16 protein-coding genes and 1 pseudogene are annotated in these 24,440 nt (G+C 63.4%); 5 read left to right on the top strand and 12 right to left on the bottom strand.

Translation table 11 applies throughout. From position 1 onward, the window contains the following. Positions 1 to 211: 211 nt before the first annotated feature. Positions 212 to 725 (bottom strand): annotated as a pseudogene (locus ACNJ7E_RS10325) (N-formylglutamate amidohydrolase). 326 nt (positions 726 to 1,051) lie between these two features. Between ACNJ7E_RS10325 and ACNJ7E_RS10320 the strand changes: the two are divergent. Continuing rightward, positions 1,052 to 4,327 (top strand): protein kinase domain-containing protein, encoded by a 3,276-nt coding sequence (locus tag ACNJ7E_RS10320; RefSeq protein WP_418339788.1) that lies wholly within the window; start codon positions 1,052 to 1,054, stop codon positions 4,325 to 4,327. Positions 4,328 to 5,618: 1,291 nt separating this feature from the next. On the opposite strand, the gene ACNJ7E_RS10315 is transcribed toward ACNJ7E_RS10320, so the two are convergent. From ACNJ7E_RS10315 to ACNJ7E_RS10290, 6 genes are all read right to left on the bottom strand, one after another. Next, positions 5,619 to 7,148 (bottom strand): AMP-binding protein, encoded by a 1,530-nt coding sequence (locus ACNJ7E_RS10315; RefSeq protein ID WP_418339787.1) that lies wholly within the window; start codon positions 7,146 to 7,148, stop codon positions 5,619 to 5,621. Between the two features lie 179 nt (positions 7,149 to 7,327). Continuing rightward, positions 7,328 to 8,638 carry an MFS transporter gene (locus tag ACNJ7E_RS10310; RefSeq protein WP_418339786.1) on the bottom strand — a complete coding sequence of 437 codons (1,311 nt, stop codon included), beginning with the start codon at positions 8,636 to 8,638 and terminating at the stop codon, positions 7,328 to 7,330. Between the two features lie 246 nt (positions 8,639 to 8,884). After that, entirely contained in the window at positions 8,885 to 9,406 is a 522-nt protein-coding gene (locus ACNJ7E_RS10305; protein WP_418339785.1) for a flavin reductase family protein, read from the bottom strand. Between the two features lie 21 nt (positions 9,407 to 9,427). Continuing rightward, a complete protein-coding gene (locus ACNJ7E_RS10300; RefSeq protein WP_418339784.1) occupies positions 9,428 to 10,201 on the bottom strand; it encodes an enoyl-CoA hydratase/isomerase family protein in 774 nt (257 codons plus the stop codon). A 21-nt stretch (positions 10,202 to 10,222) separates the two neighbouring features. Then, positions 10,223 to 11,497 carry a CaiB/BaiF CoA transferase family protein gene (locus tag ACNJ7E_RS10295; protein WP_418339783.1) on the bottom strand — a complete coding sequence of 425 codons (1,275 nt, stop codon included), beginning with the start codon at positions 11,495 to 11,497 and terminating at the stop codon, positions 10,223 to 10,225. Continuing rightward, complete coding sequence (locus ACNJ7E_RS10290; RefSeq protein ID WP_418339782.1) at positions 11,494 to 13,035, bottom strand: LLM class flavin-dependent oxidoreductase; 1,542 nt, start codon at positions 13,033 to 13,035, stop codon at positions 11,494 to 11,496. Before ACNJ7E_RS10290 ends, ACNJ7E_RS10295 begins: the two co-directional genes overlap by 4 nt. Positions 13,036 to 13,374: 339 nt before the next feature. Here ACNJ7E_RS10290 and ACNJ7E_RS10285 point away from each other — a divergent pair, with 339 nt between their 5' ends. The 3 genes from ACNJ7E_RS10285 to ACNJ7E_RS10275 all read left to right on the top strand — a co-directional run bounded on the left by ACNJ7E_RS10285 (position 13,375) and on the right by ACNJ7E_RS10275 (position 15,895). After that, positions 13,375 to 14,292: an enoyl-CoA hydratase-related protein gene (locus tag ACNJ7E_RS10285; RefSeq protein ID WP_418339781.1), complete on the top strand. Its 918-nt coding sequence runs from the start codon at positions 13,375 to 13,377 to the stop codon at positions 14,290 to 14,292. Positions 14,293 to 14,337: 45 nt separating this feature from the next. Next, complete coding sequence (locus ACNJ7E_RS10280) at positions 14,338 to 15,069, top strand: enoyl-CoA hydratase/isomerase family protein (protein ID WP_418339780.1); 732 nt, start codon at positions 14,338 to 14,340, stop codon at positions 15,067 to 15,069. A 109-nt stretch (positions 15,070 to 15,178) separates the two neighbouring features. Beyond that, positions 15,179 to 15,895, top strand: a complete 717-nt coding sequence (locus ACNJ7E_RS10275) for a TetR/AcrR family transcriptional regulator (protein WP_418339779.1) — start codon at positions 15,179 to 15,181, stop codon at positions 15,893 to 15,895. A 130-nt stretch (positions 15,896 to 16,025) separates the two neighbouring features. Here the strand turns inward: ACNJ7E_RS10275 and ACNJ7E_RS10270 are convergent, their stop codons facing one another. The 4 genes from ACNJ7E_RS10270 to ACNJ7E_RS10255 all read right to left on the bottom strand — a co-directional run bounded on the left by ACNJ7E_RS10270 (position 16,026) and on the right by ACNJ7E_RS10255 (position 20,644). After that, positions 16,026 to 17,507 carry an aldehyde dehydrogenase family protein gene (locus ACNJ7E_RS10270; protein WP_418339778.1) on the bottom strand — a complete coding sequence of 494 codons (1,482 nt, stop codon included), beginning with the start codon at positions 17,505 to 17,507 and terminating at the stop codon, positions 16,026 to 16,028. Then, positions 17,504 to 18,613, bottom strand: coding sequence for an NDMA-dependent alcohol dehydrogenase (locus ACNJ7E_RS10265; RefSeq protein ID WP_418339777.1), 1,110 nt, complete (start codon positions 18,611 to 18,613; stop codon positions 17,504 to 17,506). Before ACNJ7E_RS10265 ends, ACNJ7E_RS10270 begins: the two co-directional genes overlap by 4 nt. A gap of 50 nt (positions 18,614 to 18,663) precedes the next feature. Next, positions 18,664 to 19,944, bottom strand: coding sequence for a GTP cyclohydrolase II (gene ribA / locus ACNJ7E_RS10260; RefSeq protein WP_418339776.1), 1,281 nt, complete (start codon positions 19,942 to 19,944; stop codon positions 18,664 to 18,666). 106 nt (positions 19,945 to 20,050) lie between these two features. Continuing rightward, positions 20,051 to 20,644, bottom strand: a complete 594-nt coding sequence (locus ACNJ7E_RS10255) for a hypothetical protein (protein WP_418339775.1) — start codon at positions 20,642 to 20,644, stop codon at positions 20,051 to 20,053. 1,537 nt (positions 20,645 to 22,181) lie between these two features. Here ACNJ7E_RS10255 and ACNJ7E_RS10250 point away from each other — a divergent pair. Further along, entirely contained in the window at positions 22,182 to 23,471 is a 1,290-nt protein-coding gene (locus tag ACNJ7E_RS10250; RefSeq protein ID WP_418339774.1) for an MFS transporter, read from the top strand. Between the two features lie 9 nt (positions 23,472 to 23,480). Here the strand turns inward: ACNJ7E_RS10250 and ACNJ7E_RS10245 are convergent. After that, positions 23,481 to 24,390 (bottom strand): IS5 family transposase gene (locus ACNJ7E_RS10245; RefSeq protein ID WP_418339763.1). Its coding sequence is split into 2 segments (ribosomal slippage): positions 23,481 to 24,032 and positions 24,034 to 24,390, totalling 909 coding nucleotides; the frame shifts between segments, so codons are not numbered across the junction. Positions 24,391 to 24,440: the final 50 nt, after the last annotated feature.

Below are 24,440 nucleotides of genomic sequence, written 5' to 3'. Positions count from 1 at the left end.
CGGAATGATGGTGCGCCTGCCGCAGGCCCGCTACAGCAAGGACATCGACCTCCTCGCTGCCACCGACCTCACCGAGACGCTCAACACCCGAGCCCACGCATACCGCGAGCTCCGGCGGCTGTGACGCTCGGCGGTTCGGATCGTCACCGGCGTAGCCCGGCCGTGGCCGGCGGCCGCCCGAGGCATTGGGGGGACATGTCGTCATGGCAGTTCAATAGCCATTTGGTTGCGCTGCAGCGTCGGTGATCGTCAGGCCGTGGTGAATGGTGATCTGCTCTCTGCCGTCGATGGCGGAGAGCAGGTAGTGCGGGCAGGTGAGCACCTGTCGCGGCACGACGGTCGCCTGATGGTCGGTGTCGAGGTAGAGGCGGTAGGCGAGCTGCCCGTCTCGGTGGATACCGGTGTTCGGGTCGACGGCGCCGAGGAAGTATCCGTGCGAGGCGCCGGCGGTCGAGAAGATCGCTCGGGCCCACTCGGCGGTGGCCGGCCCGTTTCGGCGTCGAGGGTGTGCACGAGGACCGTGACCGCGAACCGGCCACGGCGAGGAACCACTGCTCGGCCGCGACGTCGAATGCCGTGATGGAGATGTGGATCCGCGGCTCGATATCTGTTCCGGTGCGCGCCGCCACCGTGATGAGGTGCGGATCCGCTGAGGTGCCGACGGTGGCCAAGTGTGGCAGCGCCGGGTCGGGGTCGGCGCGGGTGCTGTCGGGATCAGCGGACATGGGGCAGCGGTATGGGGCCGGCGATACCTGGTTGGCAGGGCGTCGGCGATTCTTTGACAAAGGATTAGAGGCGGAATGTGAGGTATGACCTGTGGGGACTGGATGTTTCTGATATGGGTTGGCGGCACCTTTTTAGACCGACGGTCCGGACCAATTGCTCCTTAATTCATCGAGGTCGGCTTCTAACCCGGGTAGGTGACACATGTCAGCGATATCCTCGAGAGGACGCCATCGAGAGGTGAGTTGGTCGGTGGTACTTGCGCTGGTCGTGCCGTCGTGGACCAGCGAGCGGGATCCATGAGTCGGCGGAGTGAGTAGACCGATTGATGGGTGAAGGTGATCCGCTCGACACTCAGCGTTACCCGCCGTCCCCGGCCACCGAACTGGGTGGATCCGGTTTCGCTGATGTTCGGGAGATCGGCCGCGGCGGGTTCGGCGTGGTGTACCGCTGCACGCAGGCGAACCTGGATCGCACGGTGGCGGTGAAGGTGCTCACCGTGGAACTCGACGAGGAGAACCGGGCCCGGTTCTTTCGGGAGCAGCGGGCGATGGGGCGGCTGACCGGGCACCCGAGCATCGTCAACGTTCTGCAGGTCGGTGCCACCGACAGCGGACTTCCCTACATCGTGATGCCGTATCACCCGCAGGATTCGCTGGAGGCCCGGGTCCGGACGGAGGGTCCGCTCCCGTTGGATCAGGTGCTTCGGTTGGGGGTGAAGATGGCCGGGGCGGTGGAGTCGGCGCACCGGCTCGGCATCCTGCATCGCGACGTCAAACCGGCGAACATTTTGCTCACCGATTACGGGGAGCCGGAGTTGGCCGATTTCGGTATCGCGCACATCTCCGGCGGCTTCGAGACGGCGACCGGTGCGGTCACCGGCTCCCCGGCGTATACCGCGCCGGAAGTGCTCGGCGGTGATCCGCCAAGTCCGGCCGCCGATGTCTACGGCCTCGGGGCCACCTTGTTCAGTGCCCTGACCGGTCATGCCGCGTTCGAACGCCGCAGCGGTGAGCAGGTGGTCGCGCAGTTCCTGCGGATCACCACGCAGGAGGTGCCCGACCTGCGCGAGCACGGGATCCCGGACGATGTGTCGGCGGTGATCGCCCGGGCGATGTCCCGCGAGCCCGGTGCGCGCCCTGCTACCGCCGCCGAGTTCGGGGAACAGCTGCGCGGGTTGCAACGTTCCCACGGCTTCCCGGTCGACGAGATGGCGCTCCATACGCCTGATGCGCACGGCACCAATCAGCATTCGGCGGTTCGTGGCGGATTAAGCTCTCCGGCCCCGCCCGCCCTGGACGCAATGGGAACCCTCCCTCTGGAATTGACCAGTTTCGTCGGCCGTCGACACGAGCTCGCCGAGGCGAAGAACCTGCTGGCCGGGCCGCGGCTGGTGACGTTCACCGGGATCGGGGGCGTCGGGAAGACGCGGCTGGCGATACGGGTCGCGGCCGCGGTGCGGCGCGACTACTCCGACGGAGTGCGCCTGGTCGAATTGGGTGAACTGCGCGACGGATTATCGCTAATCGACGCCATCGCCGGCGCTGTGGGGGTCAGAGACCATTCGGCGAGACCGCTATATGAAGTTCTGGTCGAGTTTCTCGCCTTGCGAGAGGTGCTGCTGGTCATCGACAACTGCGAGCACATGGTGGAGGCCGTCGCAGAACTCGCCAGCGTCCTTTTGCGCACTTGTCCGCGGTTACGGATTCTGGCCACCAGTCGCGAATCGCTCAACGTCGCAGGGGAGGCGGTGCACCGCGTCCCGCCCCTGGCAGTCCCCGATCCCGGGCGACAGACCTCGTTACGCGGGCTGCCCAAGTACGATGCGGTGACCCTGTTCGCCGACCGCGCCGCTGCCGCCGTTCCCGGATTCGCGCTCGCCGAGGAGAACGCGGCGGCGGTGGCGGGGATCTGCCACCGGCTCGACGGGTTGCCGTTGCCGATCGAATTGGCGGCGGCCCGGTTGCGGGCGATGTCACCCCAGCAGATCCTCGGGCGCCTGACCGACCGCTATGCCCTGCTGTCCCGCGGCAGCCGGGGTGCGCCGACGCGGCAACAGACGCTGCGGTTGTGTATCGACTGGAGCTTCGAATTGTGCACTGCGGAAGAGCAACTGGTGTGGGGACAGGTGGCGGTGTTCGCGGGAAGCTTCGAACTCGCCGCTGCGGAGAAGGTATGTGGCGAGGGTCTACAGCCGGACGAGTTGCTGGACACGCTGACCTCCTTGGTGGAGAAATCGATTCTGATCCGGGAGGAATCCGGGTCGGTGGTGCGCTTCCGGATGCTCGAAACTCTCCGCGAGTACGGCTATGAGAAACTCGAACAGACCGGAGAGGCATTGGCGTTACACCGCCGCCACCGGGACTGGTATGAGGCGTTGGCGCTCGAATCGGAGACTGAATGGATCAGTGCCCGCCAACTCGACTGGATCGCCCGGCTGAAACGAGAACAGCCGAATTTGCGGGAGGCCCTCGAATTCAGCATCGACGACGACCCCGCCGCCGGTCTGCGCACCGCAGTGGCATTGTTTTTGTTCTGGGGCTCCCAGGGCCTCTACAGCGAGGGGCGCCGCTGGCTCGGCCAGATGCTTGCCCGCCAGAGCGGCCCGCCCACAGTCGAGCGGGTCAAAGCATTCCAACGTGCCAGCATGATGGCCAATGTGCAGGGTGACCTCCGGGCCGGGGCCGCACTCGTCGAGGAGGCCCGGACCCTCGTCACGCACACGAGCGACCCGATGATGCGCGCGCTGGTCGACTTTTCGCAGGGTGCGCTGGCCCTCTACCGTGGTGATCTCACGCATGCGTCGTCGCACCTCGAAGCCGCCCTCGTCGAGTTCAGCGAACGTGGGGAGCGCACACTCGAAATTGGTGTCCTGTATCCGTTGGGGCTGGCCTACGGACTGTCCGGCCTGACGGATCAGGCGATCAAATGCCATGAGCGGGTTCTCGCGATCACCGAACAGTACGGCGAGAAGATGTATCGGTCGTACTCGTTGTGGGCCCTCGGCGTTGCCGTGTGGCGAGACAATGATACAGATCGTGCGGTGCGGCTTCTCGACCGGTCGTTGGAGTTGACCCGGCAGGTGCACAGCCCGCGTGTGGCCACGGCCTGCCTCGAGGCTCTGGCCTGGATCGCGTGCGAGCGACGCGACGCAGCTCGGGCCGCAGTGCTGATGGGAGCCGCGGAAGGGCTGGCGAGGTCGGTGGGCAGCTCCGTGGTCATACATTCTGATCTGATTACCTACCATCAGAACTGCGATGAGAAGTGTCGGCGCGCACTCGGAGACAAGGGGTTCGCGGCGGCCCACCGCAAGGGCGAGCAGCTCGGCTTCGACGCGGCCATCGCCTACGCCCTCCACGAACGTCCGCCCGGACCCCTCGCACCTGCCACTGACGGGTCCACGCGACTGACCAAGCGGGAACGGCAAGTCGCCGACCTGATCGCCGAAGGCCTGACCAACCAGACCATCGCCGACCGCCTGGTGATCTCACCGCGCACAGCGCAAGGGCACGTCGAGCACATCCTCGCCAAACTCGCCTTCACCTCCCGGACACAGATCGCGGCCTGGATCATCGAGCAGCGACAACAGGGTGAACAGTTCTGATCCACTCCGGTCGGATTACAGAACAAGCTTCTGTACAGTCTGTTCCACCGCTCGGAGCGGACGAGCCGTCCCTATCTCGACAGCGAGCCCGCTCTCGCTGACGTTCTTGGGACTGAGTGGGCGTCCGCGATGGCCGGCCCGGTGGTGGACCGGTGTCGACGATGGCGACTTCTGTTTCGAACCGCAGCGTGTGGACGCCTGTAGGAGCGAGGCCGCCACCGGGGCGCGTAGCGTTCGTCGTGACAAGGGGTAGGACACGCGGTTCAACGCGGAACCATGTTCGGTGTGCGACATCTGGGAAGGCTGCCATGGAATTGGTGCGATGCAGAAGATGACGACTGTGAGTTATCTGGTGTCGCAAACTTGGGAGGGAGTACGCTGCTGGACCTGAATCGCCCCAGTCAAGGGTCGTATGTTGATGGCAGCCACTGATTCCGCCTGAGTGGTGACGGCGAAGTAGAAGGTGACGATCCACTTCTCGATCCGCTGATAGGTGTGAAAGGTGGCCACTCTACGCGTGCCCGCTATTCTTGGTGATCCTTTTGCGCTTGACAGGTGCTGTCAGGGCGAGGTACGAACCGTGGTCGAGGATAAATCTCAGCTAACCGACGAACCGTGTCGGCGTCGCATTTCGCATCCCGGATCGCCTGCCACAGTGCTTCCGCGAAGCGGCTACATGACATGCCGAAGCGAAAGAAGATCTCGTCGCAGGGAGCTCCACCGTAGGGAATCCACATGCGTGCGAAGTCGAGGAGTTCCAAGGTTTCCTTTGGGGCGTAGTGCCGACTTCTCTCCGTTGCGATGGCTTGCAGTCGCCGGCGCCGTATTTCCCTATACGCTCGCATTTGTGATGTCAGGGCATCGGGATTTTGTTGGGCCGCTCTGTGAAGGCCGGCGAGGCCGGTGCCCGCCCGACCCGTGTCGGAGGTTTCGACGCTGTGCGTGGAAGTGGACGGCTGTGTAGGCGCGACCCCAAAGGGCACCGAACGCCCTGTCTCGTTGCCGGAGTCGTGAATGTGTGAGTCGGACGCGGTCATTGGACTTCCGGGTGTTAGATCTGAGTAAAGGGTGTAGAGCGCCTCTACGCGGCGAACGCGCGAGTGTGCGCCTACCGTCCTTGGTGTTGTCGACGTGGTCGACGTTGTCGACAGGGCGGCGCGGCAGCAGCGCAGTGCCGACAGTTGGGTAAGACCCGTGTATTGGGCTCGCCGTTCTCCGGCGATGGCATGCGGCAGTGCCGGGTCGAGGGCGCGAGTCTGTTCCATCCACTTCCGCAACCTTCGGGCGCCTGCTAATTAACGCCGCGATCGCGTCCGATCCAGAACTGTTCGCGCAGTTTGAACTTCTGGATCTTTCCCGTCGTTGTGCGGGGAAGTTCATCGATGAACTCGACGCGCTTGGGGCATTTGTACCCTGCAAGGCTGCTGCGGCAGTGCCGCACGAGTTCGTCTGGGGTGATTCGCCCGTCTTGTACCACCACGAGTGCGGTGACGAGCTCACCCCACTTCTCATCTGGGATTCCGATGACGGCCGCTTCGCGAACGGCTGGGTGGGCCATCAGAGTGTCTTCGACCTCGATGCTGGAGACGTTTTCCCCGCCGGATATGATGACGTCCTTTTTTCGATCGGAGATGACGAGGTAGCCGTCGGAATCGATATGGCCTCCGTCTCCGGAGTGGAACCAACCACCGCGTTGGGCGTCTGCGGTGGCCTCCGGCTGGTTCCAATAGCCTTCCAGGTTGTGGTTCGATGCAGCGAGCACTTCGCCGTCTGCGTCGATGTCGATACGTACGCCGAGAGCGGGTATCCCGGCCCGTCCAAGATTGCGTGCGCGGTCGTTGACCGGTAGATCGTCCCACTCGGCCCGGTGTCGGTTGATCGTGATCAGTGGCGAAGTTTCGGTCAAGCCGTAGAGTTGGATGAATTCCCACCCCAGTTCGTCCAGCACACGCTCGATCACACGCGTCGGTGGCGGAGCGCCGGCAACCACGATCCGCACACGATCACGACCCGGTATGGGGCCTTCCCAGGCCGCGGCGGCGTCGAGGACAGCGGCGATCACCGCTGGGGCGGCGCACATCATGGTCACGCCGTGCTCGTCGATCCGGCGCAGGATTTCGGCGCCGTCGATCTTGCGGACGATAATGTGCTTACCCCCGACCCCGGTGATCGCGAATGGCATCCCCCATCCGTTCGCATGGAACATCGGGAGCGTGTGTAGGTAGATATCGCGGTCGCTGATTTGAGTGTGGAGACCGAATACTGCTGCGTTGAGCCAATTGTTTCGGTGGGTCAGCTGGACGCCCTTGGGAAGTGCAGTGGTCCCTGAGGTGTAGTTGATTGTGGCGGTGGCGCCCTCGTCAGGGTTCGACCACCATCGGGGGGCGGTGTCGTAGCGGTAGAGCGCGTCGTCGTCGCCGAGCAGAAACTTGTGCGAGACGTCGAGAGCGTCGTAGATCGCCTTTTGCTCGGGATCGCAATAGACCACTTCGGCGCCGGAATGCTTAATGATGAACTGGATCTCCGGCAGGGAGAGCCGGAAATTGATCGGCACGAGCACTCTTCCGTGGCCACTCACTCCGAAGAAGGCGCTCAGTAGCCGCGCGGAGTTCTGCGCGATGAAAGCAATTCGGGCGCCAGGCGCGATCCCCAGTGAGTCCAGCCGGGCGGCATGCGCACGTGCCGCTCGTGCCAGCTCGCGGTAGGTCAGACTGCCCATACTGGTCATCGGTGCGTCCGGCTCGTCGACGACCGCAATCCGGTCTGGATACGCCGACTCTGCGCGGTGCAGGTAGTCCCAGACATTGAGGGGGTAGAACACGTGAACCTCCAAAGGGCAATGGATTCGACTTCGGCTTCGGGTGCGTACTGCGCTTCGAGTTCTTCGCGGGCCAGGAACGGACGTCCGTCCGGGATTGCGGGGCTATCTCGTGGTCTCGACGACCATGGCGTGGTCTGCCGTTGAGGTGTTCAGGGCGGGCGCGAACCCCGCACAGGGTGCTATTGCGAGAGATCCTTGCCCGCGGTTTCCGGCATCACGATGAAAACGAACAACGACAACAACTGCTGCGCGATGAGCAGTCCAGCGATTACCAGAGCGCTTCCGGTCGTCGCGAAGTAGCCGGCAAGCACTGCACCGCCGCCGCCGAAAATGGCGGTCGAGACACTGTAGGAGAGCCCGACCCCCGTGAGCCGATGGCGTGCCGGGAAGAGCTCGCAGATCAGGGTGGGTACGAGTGCCCCCTCGAATCCGACCAGAATTGCACCGACGATGCACACGACGAAGTAGGTGGTGGCGTCACCGGTTTTCAGAAGCAGGAAAGCCGGGATGGCGAACAGAATGAGTCCCAGGGAATGGGCGATCATGATCGGCTTACGCCGGTGGATCCGATCGGAGACCCATCCCACGATCGGCATGCTGAGGATGATCACAACGAGCGCAACGGTGGTGCCGAGAAGCCCGACGTTGAGTGGGAGGCCTCCCAGCATCTTTGCAATTGTCGGCAGGAGCGACACCCATAGGTACCAACTGAACACCACTGCCTGCATTCCGAACACGTAGAAGATCGGGATCGGATTCTTCAACGCCTCCCGCAGTGGATGCTCGACGGTATCGTTGGCCTGCTCCAACTTCTCGAAGGCAGGTGTATCGGGAAGTTTGCGGCGCAGCACGAATCCGAACAGCGCCATGCCCGCCCCGAGGAGGAAGGCGATCCTCCATCCCCAGGACACCAGATGTGTCTCGTCGATGGTCGCGGTCAATACCGCCGCGAGACCGGAGGCGGCAAGCACCCCGAGGGTGCCGCTGACATTCTGGAAGGATCCGAAGAGCGCCCGGCGCGCCGCCGGAGCCGACTCCACGATGTACGCGGCGGCGGACTGAAACTCACCGCCTGCTCCGAGGCCTTGGATCAGGCGAGCGATCAGCAGGATTGCGGGGGCCGCGTACCCAATCGAGTTGTAGGATGGGACCGCTGCGATGATCAGGCTGCCGAATCCCATGAGCAGCACGGTCAGGGAGAGGAGAAAGCGCCTTCCTCGCCGGTCACCGTACGGGGACAGAACAATTGCCCCTAGCGGCCTGGAGATGAAGCCGATCGCGAAGGTTGCGAGTGTGTAGGTGAGCGAGGCGGTGACATCGCCTGGGAAGAAGACTGGGGCGAAGACCACCGCCATGAACCCATAGATGTTCCAGTCGTACCACTCGATGAAGTTTCCGAATGCGCCCCCGTAGAGCTGCCGCACACGCGAGCGCACACCATCGGCGCGTTGTGTGTCCAATGTGCTGTCCGCTCCTGCGGTATGAGACATCGGTGGTCCTTTCTGAACCGAAAGATAGTGTCCGAGCTTCGTGGAGATCGGCATTGTTACGATCACTACCGATCGGGGAATTCGCCATCAGAGTTCATCGTGAGCCGGACGGATTGCTCCTGCTGGTGTCTGCCGTATAGGGCGGGCAGCCCGAATATCGGCTGGTGTTCGGACCGGTCATCGCTGGCGAGCAGCTGTCTTACAACGGATGTGAGGGTGCCCGGCGCCGAGGTGGGGCCGCGTTGTCTAGTGGGCGTGCTCGGTGACACCACTGGGGGCCGTCAGACGAGGGAAGGCCCCACCCAGGAAGACCAGCGGGCTCATATTGTGTTTACAACCGAGATCGCGTACCGCACCGAGAACCAGCATGTGGTCGCCAGCCTCGACCACCCGCTCGAGGTCGCATTCGATCCAGGCGGTGACGCCGTCGAGGACCGGAGTTCCCCCCTCTGTCAGTCGGTAGCCGACACCGGCGAACTTGTCGCCACCCGAGACAGCGAATTGCCTTCCCAACGTTTCTTGTTCATCTCCGAGAACGTTGACGCAGAATCGTCCCACCCGTCCGATGTGTGGCCACGTGGACGAGGTGTGGGCGATGTAGAAGCCCACCAGAGGCGGTGTCAGGGATACGGAGGTAAACGAGCCGACCGAGACACCGACAGGGGTCCCGTCACTGATTGCGGCAATGATGGCCACGGACGTCGGAACGCGTCCCAGAACCTCACGGTAGCGGGAGGGTTCGACTGATTCGATACTGGCAATGGACATTTCGAGCTTCTTTCGTCGGACTCAGTGCCCATGAAATATGGGTGTTCTGCGTTCGCGGTACGCCGCGATTCCTTCGGCACGATCGGCAGTGTTGTGTTGGGACTCTTGAATGACGCGCTCGCGGGTGAGGGCATCGGTGAGACGGGTCAGGTAGTCGCCTTGCAAGGTGGCGTGGATGGTGCGTACTGCCAGAGGCGCCGATGTCGCGATCTGCGCTGCGAGGGCCAGTGCCGCCTCGCGAATGTCGATCTCTGGCACGAGTCGGTCACAGAGGCCGAGCGCGTGCGCCTCGTCGCCGCGCACGCGCCGGCCGGTGAGCAGAAGATCCTTCGCGACCTGGATGCCAGCCACGTCGCGCAGTGTGACGGACAATCCGAAGCCGTGATGGAAGCCGAGCTGGGCGAAGTTCGCGCAGAACCGAGACTCGGGGGCTGCTACGCGGAAGTCGGCCGACATTGCGAGTCCGAGACCCGCACCGACGGCTGCTCCCTGGACGGCGGCCACCACCGGTTTGTGTCCTTCGAACAACCGGATGACCTCGTCGTAGAGGTGGCGGCCCGACCCCGGAGCCGCGGGGCCGGGCCGCGCGGCGAGCCGAGCGCCGGCGCTGAAATGCTTGCCCGCCGAGCAGAGCACGATGGCTCGGCACCGTGCGTCGTGCTCCAGCTGGGCATAAGCGTCGGCGATGGCCCCGACCAGCGCGGTGTCGAGATAGTTCTCCGGTGGTCGTTGAATTTCGACAATGGCGACCCCGTCGCTACCGACGCTCGTGCGGAGCTGGTCACTCGTACTCACTGCGGGCTGCCTCCTGTGCGATTACTTGTGTTCGGCGCGCGCGACCGGGGTTGCAACTGCGACGTCGGTTTCTGCCTGCTCCACGACTCCTGTCGAGAGCAGAGCCTGTGCTTCGTCGCGACTGAAGCCGCAGTCGGTGAGTATCGACAGCGTGTGCTCGCCGAGCAGGGGAGCATGCAGACCGTTGTCCACGCCGGCGCCGTCGACGGTCACGCCGCTGCGGATCGCGCGAATAGTGCCTTCGGTGGGATGCTCGACCTCGTCGAACATCCCGACCTGAACCAGATGCGGGTCGGTGAAGAGCTCGTCCACCGAGTTCATCGGCATGACAGCGATGTCCATCTCACGCAGGATCGTCAGCCATTCGGCGGTCGTCCGGCCGGCGAAGATTTCGCCGAGAACTCCGTAGGCGAAGTCGGTATTTTCGGTTCGGTCGGTGATGGTTGCCAGCCGTGGATCCCCGATCAGGCCATCGTGCCCGCTGTGTGTGAGCAGTCGATGCCAATCCCTGTCGGAGTAGACCACCGCCGACATATGCCCGTCGGCGGTGGCGAACGGGCGTCGCGTCGGCGACGCTGTGCGGGCGTAGAGCGGTGCCCCGATGCTCGGCACGTAGGCCATTCCTCCGAGATTCTCCAGCAGGAAATAGTCGACCATCGTCTCGAGCATCGGCACTTCGAGATTGACGCCGCGACCGGTGCGCCCGCGCTGGACCAAACCGGACAGGATCGCTGACGCGGCAACCAAACCGACCACCTTGTCCGCGATTGCGCCGCCGATGTATTGGGGTTTGCCGGCGATCTGCGTCTGCAGCGAGGCGAGGCCGCTCGCACTCTGGATGACATCGTCGTATGCCTTGAGGCCGGCGTACGCTCCGCCGCTGCCGAACCCCGGCGTCCGGCAGTACACGACGTTCGGGTTGTGCGCCCGAACGCTGTCGTAGTCCAGTCCCAATCTGGCGGCAGCATCCGCCCTCAGGTTGAGTACTACTACGTCGGCCCATTCGACCATCCGCTGAACCACCGGCACGGACTCCGGCCGCTTCAGGTCGAGTGCGATGCTGCGCTTGCCTTTGTTGACCTGGAGATGCGAACTGGACATGCCCTCTGACTTTCCCAAGCCCAGTCGTCGGGAGATGTCGCCGTCCGGTGACTCGATCTTGACGACGTCGGCGCCGTACTGCGCCAGGGTGCGCGTGCAGTACGGTCCCAGCAACACCGAGGTGAAGTCCAGGATGCGGACACCGGACAGCAGGCCGCCGGAGGCGCCCGCACCGCGAGCCTCGGGGGCAGTCATGCTTGTGTCGCTCCTGAACGTGCTTCCTCGCGGGTGCGCTCGTACTCTTCGTCCGCTGCTGCCGCTGCCGCCGCCGTTTCCTTCGCTGCCATCATCACCTTCAGCTGTTCGGTGGTCGGGCGGAGCATGTCGCGGTTCTGGTGTGCGTAGAGGTCATAGCCATCGGTTGAGAGTTCTTCCAGCACGATGCGGCGCTCGAGGACGTCCCTCTTCCATTGGGCGTGGTCGTCTTCCATCGCGTGGAATTCCGGCATGATTTCGCTGGCGAACATCTCCAGACTGGTGCAGATGTCCTCGTGGCTGGTGTTGCCCGCCTGGTTCAGTAGGATGACCTGGTCGACGTTCGCTTCGGCGAGCATGGTCAGGCGCTTGCGGATCGTTTCGGGCGACCCCACGAGTCCGTTTCTCAGTGCCTTCTCGGCCTTCTCGGTGTGCCGCCATTCCTGGTAGGCGCCCCAGACGTCGCTTTCACCCGGCTTGTCGACCCCGTGCCGACCGTAGTACTGGAGGGCGAACTGGAAAAACGTCCAACCGGAGGCCTTGGCCAGCGCCTCCTCGTCGGTGTCGGCGCACATGAAGCCGCTGACGACCGCGATGTTGGCGTTCTTCGGGTAATCGGTGAGTGGGTTGGAGTCGTTGAGGAAGGTGTTGTAGTACCGATGCACCCATGCCTGGGCGGATTCCGGGGAGACGAAGCTAAATCCCAGAGCGCCCATTCCCCAGGAGGCGGCCGCGCCGATGGTCTGGATGCTCGAGCACGCGACCCACAGTGGCGGGTGTGGCTTCTGTAGAGGCTTCGGGAGCACGTTGCGGGCGGGGAAGTCGTAGTAGTCGCCATGGAACTCCCATGCGTTCTGGGTGAACATCGGCATGGTCGCCTTGACCGATTCGATCCAGCGTTCCCGCTTGTCGCGTACGCGGACATTGAACGGATGCAGTTCGGAGGGCCCCCCGGCCTCTCCCATGCCCAACTCGACGCGCCCGCCGGAGAGCAGATCGAGAGTCGCAACCTTCTCGGCAACCCGGTGCGGATCGTTGGTGGTCATCTGGATGACGCCATGACCGAGCCGGATCTGCTTGGTGCGCTGACTGGCGGCGCCGAGGAACACCTCAGGGGCCGAGCAATGCGAGTACTCCTCGAGGAAGTGGTGTTCGACGGCCCATGCGTAGTCATAGCCCAGTTTGTCGGCGAGCTCGATCTGTGTCAGCGCATTGTTGAACAGGTCGTACTCGCTCCTCTCCTGCCAGGGGCGGGGCAACTGCAGCTCGTAGAAAACGCCAAACTTCATTATGTGTGTCCTTCTTCCTTCTTGGACTTCGTTGGCACAACTGAGGGGGCGGCGGTCGGTGAACCTCGGGCTCGTCGCGGGGGTTTCGATCTCGCGGCCTCGATCACCACAATAATAAAAAGCGAGGTCGGATTCAATAGTGGATTGTTGGCGCGATCCTCGTGTTGCCGGAGAACGGCGCCAGAACACGGCCTGAACTGGGCAGATGATTCTGTGTCGATAGTCGTAGCCGGGGGCCGAGCCAGCCATGCGAGTCATTCAGAGGAGGGCGGTCTTGCCCATTGGCTCCCACAAGACCGGCCGCGGGATCGTGGGTTCGATGCGCCAGGCCGATGTTGTCGTGTCCGACAGTGCCGGTAGGGCGACGCTTGTTCGGATCCCTCCGGATGGGGCCCGTATCCCGAGCGAACCGGTAAGTGTGGAAAGTTGAAATGTTGCACAGCAGTCAATTTCGTTCCAAATTGCTCGCTGAACGCTCCTCGCGTGGAACGCGGAATCCCAATCGGCTCCACGTGCACCAGCTGGGTGTACACGCCACGTTCAGGTCGGGCTGTCGGTGTGTTGACACGTCCCGCGCAAACCTCAATAATGAATCCGAGTTCGCTTTTTGTGGCTGGTGCAGTGAACAACAGGTCCACTCGCCGGCCCGACGCCAAAGGCACATGGAGGGCAAGCATGGAGGATCACAGGGTCGACGGCGCGGTCCGGATCGGAGCCGACCACCGAGCTGAGAACCGTCTCGTCGAAGACTCGGACAAATCGGTGCTCTGGGAGGTTCGCGAGGGGGTCGCTCTCATCACCTTGAACCGTCCCCACCGACTCAATGCTCTGACAGTCGAAATGCGCACCCGGTACCTGTCGCTCTTGCACCACGCGGGGCAGGACGAGGCAGTGCGAGCGATCGTCGTCACCGGCGCCGGCCGCGGGTTCTGTGCCGGCGCAGATTTCAAGGCGCTCGAAGGCGTCGATGGACAGGTCCTACGCGACCGTCAGGCTGCCGAACAATTTCCGATCGATATGGCCCGCCGCATCGCCAAACCGGTGATAGCCGCCGTGAATGGACCGGCCGCAGGGGTCGGGTTCGCTCACGCATTGATGGCCGATATCCGCTTCGCCTCCTCCCAGGCAGTCTTCACTACGAGCTTCGCCAAGCTGGGCTTGGTTGCCGAAGCCGGAACATCTTGGCTGCTTCCCCGTCTGATCGGTTCCGCACGCGCCCTCGACCTGCTCTGGTCCGGCCGTAAGTTCTCGGCCTCCGAGGCACTGTCCTACGGCGTGGTGCAATCGGTATGGGATCCCGACGAGCTGCTCGAACGCACCCTCGAGTATGCGCACTTGTTGGCGAACGGTTCGTCCGCCTATTCGATCGCGACGATCAAGGAGCAGGTTGCTGCCGATTGGTCCAGTTCCTGGGCCGATGCATTGGAGCGTTCGCACGAAAAGACAGTGGAGAGCTTCAGCCGCCCGGAGTTCGCTGCTCGGGTACGTGCTGCGGCACGAGGCTAGGTCACGACGGCAATCCGTACCCAACGAATGAGAGGTCCGTTCCGAATGGGCGTGCACATTGAAAACGCCGGCAACGCAGCGGTTGTAGCGCTGCGGTGGCCGCACACCCGCAATGCTCTCGGTCCAGCAGAGGCCGAGGAAATTGCCGAGGCAATCAAAGTCGCGGGCAACAGCGACGCATCAGCGATCGTGTTATGGGGGGAGGGCGCATTCAGCTCAGGGGGTGACCTCCCCCAAATAGCGCGGCTAGTACAACAATCGCCGGCAGACATGTCTGCAGCCATATACGGCCCGGTTCAGGGAATGATAAGGGCGTTGCGGGACGCCCCACTTCCGACGATCGCCGCCGTCGACGGTGCAGCGGTCGGTCTTGGTATGGATCTCGCGTTGGCCTGCGATATGCGCTTCGTCGGCACCGACGGTTGGTTCCGGCAGGGCTGGGCATCGGCAGGGCTGATTCCGGCTACTGGGGGGATGGCCTTCTTGAGTCAATATGCGCCTGGGGTGCCGTGGGCGCTGATTGCCGGCCAGCAACGGTTGTCAGCTAGCGAGTGCATCAGCGTCGGAATCGCCGAGCCAGCAGAAACTACGGGTCTGCAGGCAGCGTTGGATCGGGCCGCGCAGTTGGCGTCATTGCCCCAGGCGACATTGCGCGCCTACTCGGCTTTGCGCCTCCTCCGGTGGCCGCCGGATGAGTACTTCGCAAAGTGTGTGGAGTTGCAGATCGAGCTGCTCGGGTCGCCACACTTCGCCCAAGTCGCCGCACGCTTCGCGTGATGATGCGCTGCCGGGGCCGGGGGCGCGAACTCGAGCCTGATACGCCGCTAGTACATTTCTCGTCCGTTGCTGCCAACGGCACGCACCCGAAAGAAGGCGGGGGACACCGATGAAAGCCCAACAACAGACGCCGAGCCGCCCGGCCGCTGAGGCCGCCGAGCGCGCACAACCGAAACCCGGTTCGAAGGGTGCTCGGACACGGTTACGGATACTCGACGCCGCCCGAGAGGTATTCGAAGAGCGCGGCTACCTGGAGACCCGTGTCGTAGACATCGCCTCGCGAGCAGGTATTGCCATCGGTGGCTACTACTCGTACTTCAACTCGAAGGACGAAATATTCCTCACCCTTGTGTCGAATTTCTACGAAGAGATCAAGCCGCCCCCGTCCAAGGGGTCGACTCCGACAAATCCGATCGCGCGGATCGACGAAGTAAATGGTTACTACATCGACTTCTATCGCGAGAACGCCAAAATGATCGGGTTGATCGAGTCGGTCATGACGTTTGACGACGATGTTCGGACCCTGCGTATGAAACGGCGTCGGACGATACATGAGCTCAGCGGTCGAAACATCGCGCATATGCAGGAACTCGGCTTGGTATTCAAGGACCTCGACCCCTATATGACCGCGGAAGCGCTCACGTCGATGGTGGTCAACTTCCTGTATACCTGGCTGGTGCTCGGTGAGCCGATGACTATCGGCGGGGAGCCGGCGACCGACGATGTCGTGCGACGTCATCTCACAAGCCTGTGGACACGGGCTCTCGGTCTGGACCACTCGACCGCCGTGCCGGATGAACACGCGGTGAAGCCAGGCGGACGCTGACGCTCGCGGTGGCGCACCGGCAGTGACCCGCCGTCGAGCAGCGTGACCCTAACGAATGCCTCCTGGCGGGGACAGTACCGGGAGCCGGTGCGGTGCAGGCGGGCGGCCTGCACCACACCGGCCGAACCGATCAACTCCTCCACTGGATGTGTTGCGGCTCGAGGTAGGCCGATAGACCCCACTCACCGAACTCACGGCCGACGCCCGAATGCTTGAGGCCGCCGAACGGTGCGTCCGGGCGCATCGACCCGCCACCGTTTATCCATACCGTGCCCGCGCGGATGCGTTCGGCGATCGCTCTCGCCGCGCTGGTATCAGCGCTCCAGACATTTGCGGCGAGCCCGTACCGTGTGTCGTTGGCCAGGGCGATCGCTTGCTCGACATCTCGAAAGGGCAGGACGACTGCCACCGGGCCGAAGATCTCTTCTCGTACAGCGGGTGCATCGAGTGGCAGGTCGGCCAGGAGGACGGGATTGACATACCAGCCGCGACGCGGCAGCGGTCGACGCGCCTCGGCCACGGTCCTTGCGCCGAGCATCCGCGACTGTTCGATGGCGTCCTCGACGCGAGTTCGATGTGTGCTGCTGATCATCGGCCCGACGGTCGTTGCGGGATCCCACGGATCTCCCACCTGGATGTCGGTGAACGCCGCGACGCTTGCGTCGAGAAACTCGTCGTACACACGGTCGTGGACGAGGATTCTCGCCAGGGCTGCGCAGGCTTGGCCACCGTTGCGTGACCACCGAAGGTGGGTCTCCCTCGCGACGGCGGCGACATCCACGTCCGGCAGGACGATCGAAGAGGACTTCCCACCCAACTCGAGCGTGACACCGCTGACGTTCGTTGCGGCCTGTTGCATGACCTGGACGCCGACAGCCTCCGAACCGGTGAAGGAGACGTGATCGACCCCGACGTGGGAGGTGAGAAGCCGGCCGATCTCCGGGCCCCCGGCGAGGATGTTGAGCACACCGGCAGGTAGCTCGGCCGCCCGAACCAATTCTCCGAAGTAGAGGGTGGTGAGGGGGGTTTGCGGCGAGGGTAGGAGCACCACCGTACAGCCCGCGGCGAGTGCGGCGCCGATTTTGGCGATGGCGAGCGTGAGCGGGTAGTTGTATCCGGCGATCGCGGCGACGACGCCGACCGGTTGCGCGACGACGTCGGACGTTGTCGGCACCGGAGTGCCCCACGCGCCGAGGTGTCGCGTGCGGTCGATGCCGGCCGCGTCGGCGAACCACCGCAGGTGATGCTCGATCGGCATGTCGACCTGCATGAATCGCGCCAGCGAGACGGGGGTACCGACTTCGTTGACGATGGACGTCAGCAACTCCTCTGAGTGCGCCGCCATCACGTCGGCAAGCCGGTGTAGCTGGCGGCTTCGTTCGGTCCCCGCCAAACGGGACCAACCGTCGAATGCACGCGCGGCAGCCTCAACCGCTTCGTCCACTTGGGTGGCCGAAGCGCCACGGACCCGCGCCAGTTCGAGCTCGGTCGCCGGGTTGATTACGCTCCACGACGACCCGCGGGGCTCGATCAACTGGCCGTCAACCAGCAGCGATCGAGTCGCCGGCGCCCACTGTTCGCGGTCGATCTTCGACATCTCCCTCGCTGTCATGGTCGCACGACACCCCGAAGGATCCGACCGGCATTGAGATCGGCGTACGCCTCGTTGATCTCGTCGAGCGAATAGACCTTCGTGATTAGTTCCGCGAGTTGCAGCTTGCCCTGCTCAAACAAGTTCAACAGCACCGGTATCTCCGCGTTCGGCGATGACATCCCGTACAGGCAACCTTGGATTCGTTTCTGGAGGAACGGCAAGTCAATCAGATTGATCGGTAGTCCTTCGGCTTCGTGCGAGCCTGACGCGGTAACGACGAGGGTGCCGGCCTTACCGACGCTGCGGTACGCCTCACCGAGCACCTCGCTGCTCGTGCGTCCCACACAGACAATAGTGCTGTCGGCACCTTGACCATTGGTTACCGTTCGAACGAACTCGTCGGCCTCTGCGAGCGTTGCGAAAGAGCGGGTGGCGCCGAACTGGTGGGCAATTTCGCGTTTCCATTCGACCGGATCCACCGCCACTATGGTGCCGGCGCCGACGAAGCGAGCGCCCTGCACCGCATTCATACCGATTCCCCCGGTGCCGACCACGATGGTGGCATCGCCGGGGGAGATGTTTGCGGCATTGGTCGCCGACCCCCAGCCGGTTGGTACCGCGCATCCAACCAGGCACGCCAGTTCCAACGGGATCGTCGGGTCGATCTTCACGCACGAGAGCTCGGGAACGACGGTACGTTCGGAAAATGCCGAGACTCGGCAGCTCTGCACGACGTCGAGCCCATCGACGTGCATGCGGAAGGTGCCGTCGAGTTGGTCGCCGATGACCGCGCCGGCACCGTTGTCGCACAAGTTCTGCCGTCCCAGAGAGCACATTCTGCAGTGCCCGCAGGCGGGAACGAAAGCGAGCACGACGTGGTCGCCCACCGCCACCCGGGTGACATTCGGTCCGACTGCCTCCACCACGCCCGCGCCTTCGTGGCCTCCGCAGCCGGGGAATGTAGCGAAGGGCACATCCCCGGTCGCATGATGGTCGTCGGAGTGGCACAGTCCAGCCGCTGCTACGCGAACCAGTACCTCACCGTGTCGGGGCTCATCCAATTCCACCTCACGGACGTCCCACTTACCGGGTGACTCCCACAAAATCGCACTTCTGGTCTGCATTCTTGGTCCTTTCCAATCGGGTCGTGCAAGCTCGCCGCCACGCTGTGGCCCTACACCACGTCGGATTCGATGTGAACGTTGATCTCCCGGGGTTGCGCTCGGTGCCTCTTGTCGGGTGGGAGTTTCAAGGTGTGACCGAGACGCTGCTGTTTGGTTCGCAGATAGGCAATGTTGTGCGGATTGACCGACGGCGCCAGACTGATCCGATCGACAATGGTCAGCTCGTATCCGGTCAGCCCGTGATACTTGTGAGGATTGTTCGTAATGAGTCGCATGCGTGAGACGCCGAGGTCGGCGAGGATCTCGGCACCGACCCCGTATTCGCGACCATCGACAGGCAGACCGAGTTCGGTGTTTGCGTCGACCGTATCCAGGCCCGAGTCCTGCAGCGCGTACGCCCGCAGCTTGTGCGCCAAGCCTATACCGCGCCCCTCGTGCCCACGGAGATAGACCACCACACCGCTACCTTCTGCGGCGATGAGGTCCAATGCCTGGTGCAGTTGAGGACCACAATCGCACCGCAACGACCCGAACACGTCGCCGGTGAGACATTCGCTGTGCACGCGGACCAGGATTCCGTCGGCTCGGCTCGACGCGGTACGAACATCCCCCAGAGTGAAGGCAATGTGCTCGACACCGTCGAGCACGGAATGGAACGTGGTGGCCCGAAAAACAGTCCCGCCGATCGGCAGATCCGCGGTCGCTCCGCGGTCGATCAGCTTCCCAATCCGCCGGCGGTAGCACACCAAGTCGTCGATCTCGAGGAAGGGAAGTCGATGGCGACGTGCAAAGGCCAGCAGTCGGACGCCGCTGATCGGCACCCCGTTCCGATCGACGAGTTCGGTGATGGCTGCGACCGATGTCCTACCGGCTAGTGCCAGTAGATCCGTCGCCGCTTCGGTATGGCCGGCGCGCTCGAGGACCCCACCAGGTCGAGCCCGGAGTGGGAAAATGTGGCCGGGCCGATGGAGATGTTCAGGCGACGTTGCCGAATCGGCGAGGGATCGCACCGTCGTGGCTCGGTCCTCCGCTGAAATTCCGGTCCCCACCGACATGTGATCGACGGACACAGTGAACGCCGTCTGATGTTCGTCGGTGTTGTGGGTGACCATGTGGGGAAGCGCTAGCTCCTCGGCGCGTGCATCGTTCATCGGCACACACACGATTCCACTGCCATGACGAAGGAAGAACGCCATCTTGTCTGCGCTCATTCGATCAGCCGACATGATCAGGTCGCCCTCATTCTCCCGAGCCGCACTATCGGCAACGACGACGATGCCGCCTTCGCGGATGGCCGCGACCGCGGCGTCGACACGCGAGTTCTGATTCACGGCTGTACTCCGATCTCCTGGCGTCTGCCAAGTACCTCAAATTGAGAAAAAGCGACGCGGTCTTCGATAATGCGCGCCGCGGGCGGGCCATCCCGCGACTTCGACCTCAGGCCACCTGCGAGATCGTCAACTCACTCGATGGCGGGATAGGTGAACCCGTTTGACGTGCGAGGTCACTTCGCAACATCCGGCCGGACAACGGTCGGTCCTCCGGGCCCTGAACGACGGTCGAGGTCCCACCTCGGGGCAGGCCGCCTCGCAGATCGGCTTCCCCACCCCGACTCACCGACCGCTCCGCTGCTGTAATCAGATACTTTTCGAGATCGATATGCGCGGCGAACAACTGTCGATCGTGCTGCGGTGCCGTCGCGTACAGTTCGAGAAGGCGCAAGACCGCCGCCCGCCCAAAACTAGCTGTTGCCAAGGCGGTTTCATCCCAGCCAAGCCGACTGATCCGAAACACATACTCTTCTGCGCGGGATTGTGCTTCGAGGGCGGACGTTTCCGATCCGCGATCGCGAAGTGCCGGTGTCAGCTGGCTGCGTACGACCTGCTCGATGTTGCGGAACTCGCAGAGGAGGGGGAGACGGTTAGGGAAAACGTTCTGGTGAATGAACTCGGTGAATACGTCGAACCCGAAGGCTGCGCGGTCAACCGCCATTTTGAGCAAATCGGCATACCGCTCGCACTGTGATGTCATTATTCCCCCAACTCCCCCGATTCCCTATTCCCAGTACGGGAACGGGCCCGGATCGCAGCGTGGACATACCGATGGAGGGTGCGACGCGGCATAGTCCTGGCCGGCACCGGTCGGGCGAGCCGTGGGGAACCCGCCGCCAGGGGGCGACGCATAGTCGCTTCGTCAGCAAGTGTGCCGCCCGCCGCCGCCGTACCGCGACCTTGTGCGACCGATACGGGAAAAGGAAAGCCCCCTGGATCGACTGATGCGGGCCGTACCCGGCCGCCCGGAGGATCACCCGGCCATCGAGGCGCGTCATAACCCCGATCTGGTTTGTCATAAGTGATACACCCGTGTGGTGACCGACTTCCTGGTCGATGTATCGGCTCCGCTGGGTCGCTCATTGGGCAACCTCCAGCAGGTGGAAGTGGGCGTGGAGTTCGGGCCAGCTGGTTCGTCGCCGACAGTCGGAACATCGATATCCTTCCCGGTCGGGGCACCAGGTGCGCATCAGATCGTCTCGTACCGCAGGTCGGTCGGCTGCTTCGGTGGCAACGCTCAAGCACCGCTACCAACCGGACGCGGCCGCCGACGACCGATGATTCAACGCAACCGGCACTCGGTTGATCATTCATGGAAGTGTGCATGGCTAGTCTCCTGCGCGGTCCCGTTTTCGAATCTCGCGGAGCGCGGAAGTCGGAAGCGCCTCATCAGCATAGTAAAAAGCGACGTCGGATTCAATACTCTAACCAATTTCCGCTGAAAGGCGACCCGAACCCGGCGCTGAGCTGGTCTCATGAGTCGAATCTCGTAGCCAGTTGAACATAGCTGCTCCGTCAACTGGACATCGGCTTGCGGCGCCCGCCACCCCGGCCCGCATCGGTAAGCAGAGCTAACCCGGCGGCCAAATGGGTGGGCGCAAGAATTGCGCGCGCACTGGACAATCAGAGGGAAATGTGTGAGTTCCATTGAATTGCAAGGTGAATGGTGTCGTTCTAGTTTTGGCCGTTTGGCTAGTTCTGGCCCGACCGGTGGGGTCTGGGTATTCCCCGCCTGCGGTCGAGTGGGTGGTGCAGTACGGGACGATGAGGGGTTGAACACGACGTCGCCTTCTGCTTTACTTACATCCGCTGGAAGTGGGCCCCATCACATCCGAAACGTCCGGGTGCCGGAGGTCACATCCAGTGGGCATTCGGTCGAACGCCGTGTAAATCCGGATGAGGACACGCGGTGCAGACGGATGGGACCTCCGGCGGACGGGCCGGCCCTCGCCTCGTAAGGAGATACCGATGAACTCGCCGGCAGCTCGATCGTCGGCGGAGTCGGCTACCGAAACGGCGCCCCCGCACATGCCATGCGCAGGACGAATCTGATCGCCAGCGATTTCAACGCGACCCCACCGAACGTGAACCCCGCCCAGAGACTTCTCGAGCTCGCAAACCGAGGCGCATCGCGAATGCACTGCCCTCGGGAGATTCGATCCTCGAGATCAACCCCCCAGCAGAACTTCACACCAGGAGCAGATGTGGCCCCAACGACAACCGAATCGGTCACACCGATGTCGACAAGCGAGCGTCAACGTAAGGCGAAGAAGGCAACCGCGGTAGCGGCATTCGGAACCCTCATCGAATATTACGACTTCAGTGTGTACGGGTACGTGGCCGCCACGCTGGCGGTGGTCTTCTTCCCGAGTGAAGACCCGATGATCGGACTGCTGAACACCCTGTTGGTGTTCGGGTCCGCGTTTGCCGTACGCCCCCTTGGTGCCCTCTACTTCGGGTGGCTCGGCGATCGCGTTGGCCGCCGCGCAAGCCTGATCGCAAGCATCGGTCTGATGAGTGCAGCCGCCGCCCTCACCGGAATGCTCCCCGGGTACGCACAGATCGGTGTGGCGGCGCCGATACTGCTTGTCGTGTTCCGCATGCTTCAGGGTTTCTCGACCGGCGGAGAAATCGGCGGAGCGGTCAGCTATATCCGCGAATGGGCTGAACCGCACCGGCGACCCTTCTACATCTCGCTGGTCCCAGGGGTCGGCGTGCTCGGAAAGGGAGCAGCAGCCGGGATGGCCGCATTGGCAGCTTCCTTCCTCCCGCCAGAGGCGATGGACTCGTGGGGGTGGCGAATCCCCTTCCTGCTCGCAGTTCCGCTCGGGATTCTCTGCCTGTACCTGCGGCTGACCATCGAGGACAGCCCGGAATACACGGCATCGAAGGCGGACAACACGGCCGCCACAAAGCCCCTCAAATTGCTGCTCGCACACCACCGAGCACCGCTGGCCAAGGTTGTGGCGATCGCTGTCGTCCAGAACATCGGCGTCTACCTCGGTACCGTGTTCGTGGCGGTCTACTTCAGCAATGTCCTCGGGTTCTCCAAAGGCCAGGCCGCGACCATCGTACTTCTCGCCGTCGTGGCGGCAGCGATGTTCATCCCGGCAGCCGGATTGCTTGGATGCCGAGTCGGAGCGAAGAAACTTCTGATTATCTCCTACATCGTGTATGCAATCGTCACCATTCCCTCGTTTCTGCTCATGGGACAGCATTCAGTCACGCTTGCAGTCATCGGTCTGGTCATCGGCATGGTTCCCTACTCGCTGTGCTCAGCAGGCACTGTGGCGACTATGCCCGAGATGTTTCCGGTGCAGGTTCGGCACACGGGTGTCGCCTTCGGGCACAGTGTCGGTGCGGTGCTGGGAGGCGGACTAAGTCCGTTCATTGCTACCTGGTTGATTGACGTCACTGGTAACAATCTCGCGCCCGCCTACATTCTGACGGGAAGTGGAATCCTCGGCATCGCAATCGTCCTCGGTGCCGTGCGCAGCACCATCAACGGCACCCACCTGTACCGCTGACCCCAGCGACTAGGACATGTCTCCTAATAGTTTGAGCCACTCGACGATGCCGGCGAGCAGGAATCCGGCGCGGTAGGTGAGGGCGAGTTTGTCGTAGCGGGTGGCCACCGCACGCCACTGTTTCGCCTTGTTGAAGGCCCGTTCGACCACGTTGCGCCCCTTGTAGGACTCCGGGTCGAAGTTCGGTGGCCGCCCGCCCGCGCGGCCCTTGTTCACCCGGTTCGCTGCCTGATCGGTCTTCTCCGGGATTACCGCCTTGATGCCTCTGCTGCGCAGCAGTTCCCGGTTGGCCCGTGATGAGTACGCCTTGTCGGCCCGGACCTCGTCGGGGCGCGTGCGGTGCGCTCCGCCGGCGAGCCGCGGGACGCAAATACCCTCCAGCACGTGGGCGAACATCGGACTGTCACCGGCTTGGCCGGGGCCGACCAGCACCGACAGTGGGCGCCCGTGACCGTCGCACGCCAGGTGCGCCTTGCTGGTCAACCCGCCCCTCGACCGGCCGATGCCGTGATCGGCAGGCTCGTCACGCAGGTTCGTGTAATTCGGTAGATCCCCCTGTGTGGCGGGCGGCGTTCGCGCCGTGCTGATGGACACGGACCACCGTGGAATCGACCGATACCGCCCAGTCCAGGTTCCCGCCGGCGTCGGCCATCGCGACCAGGGCTGTCAGCACCCGATCCCAGGTTCCGTCTCCGGCGTAGCGGCGATGCCGCTTCCACACCGTCTTCCAGGGCCCGAAATGCGACGGGAGATCCCGCCAGGGCACCCCGGTCCGCAGTCGATACAGCATCCCCTCGACCACCACACGATTGTTCCGGAACTTCCGCCCCCGGAGCCCATCGGAACTGGGCAAGAGCAGCGCGAGCAACTCCCACTGCTTGTCCGTCAACACCTCAAACCGATCAACAACGTCTGCCACACCGAAGATTCTGCAGCACAACACCACAAATCATTGGGAGACACACCCTA

Origin of the sequence: Rhodococcus mengyinensis (assembly GCF_048381435.1) — a bacterium.
Classification (GTDB): domain Bacteria; phylum Actinomycetota; class Actinomycetes; order Mycobacteriales; family Mycobacteriaceae; genus Rhodococcus_F; species Rhodococcus_F opacus_D.
This window is presented reverse-complemented; position numbering and strand designations above follow the sequence as displayed.

Excerpts from the sequence above, each read along its gene's own strand:
- ACNJ7E_RS10320 (WP_418339788.1), top strand. The coding sequence starts at position 1,052 with ATGGGTGAAGGTGATCCGCTCGACACTCAGCGTTACCCGCCGTCCCCG.
- ACNJ7E_RS10310 (WP_418339786.1), bottom strand. The coding sequence starts at position 8,638 with ATGTCTCATACCGCAGGAGCGGACAGCACATTGGACACACAACGCGCC.
- ACNJ7E_RS10305 (WP_418339785.1), bottom strand. The coding sequence starts at position 9,406 with ATGTCCATTGCCAGTATCGAATCAGTCGAACCCTCCCGCTACCGTGAG.
- ACNJ7E_RS10295 (WP_418339783.1), bottom strand. The coding sequence starts at position 11,497 with ATGACTGCCCCCGAGGCTCGCGGTGCGGGCGCCTCCGGCGGCCTGCTG.
- ACNJ7E_RS10290 (WP_418339782.1), bottom strand. The coding sequence starts at position 13,035 with ATGGCTGGCTCGGCCCCCGGCTACGACTATCGACACAGAATCATCTGC.
- ACNJ7E_RS10285 (WP_418339781.1), top strand. The coding sequence starts at position 13,375 with ATGAATCCGAGTTCGCTTTTTGTGGCTGGTGCAGTGAACAACAGGTCC.
- ACNJ7E_RS10280 (WP_418339780.1), top strand. The coding sequence starts at position 14,338 with ATGGGCGTGCACATTGAAAACGCCGGCAACGCAGCGGTTGTAGCGCTG.
- ACNJ7E_RS10275 (WP_418339779.1), top strand. The coding sequence starts at position 15,179 with ATGAAAGCCCAACAACAGACGCCGAGCCGCCCGGCCGCTGAGGCCGCC.
- ACNJ7E_RS10270 (WP_418339778.1), bottom strand. The coding sequence starts at position 17,507 with ATGACAGCGAGGGAGATGTCGAAGATCGACCGCGAACAGTGGGCGCCG.
- ACNJ7E_RS10265 (WP_418339777.1), bottom strand. The coding sequence starts at position 18,613 with ATGCAGACCAGAAGTGCGATTTTGTGGGAGTCACCCGGTAAGTGGGAC.
- ACNJ7E_RS10255 (WP_418339775.1), bottom strand. The coding sequence starts at position 20,644 with ATGACATCACAGTGCGAGCGGTATGCCGATTTGCTCAAAATGGCGGTT.
- ACNJ7E_RS10250 (WP_418339774.1), top strand. The coding sequence starts at position 22,182 with ATGTCGACAAGCGAGCGTCAACGTAAGGCGAAGAAGGCAACCGCGGTA.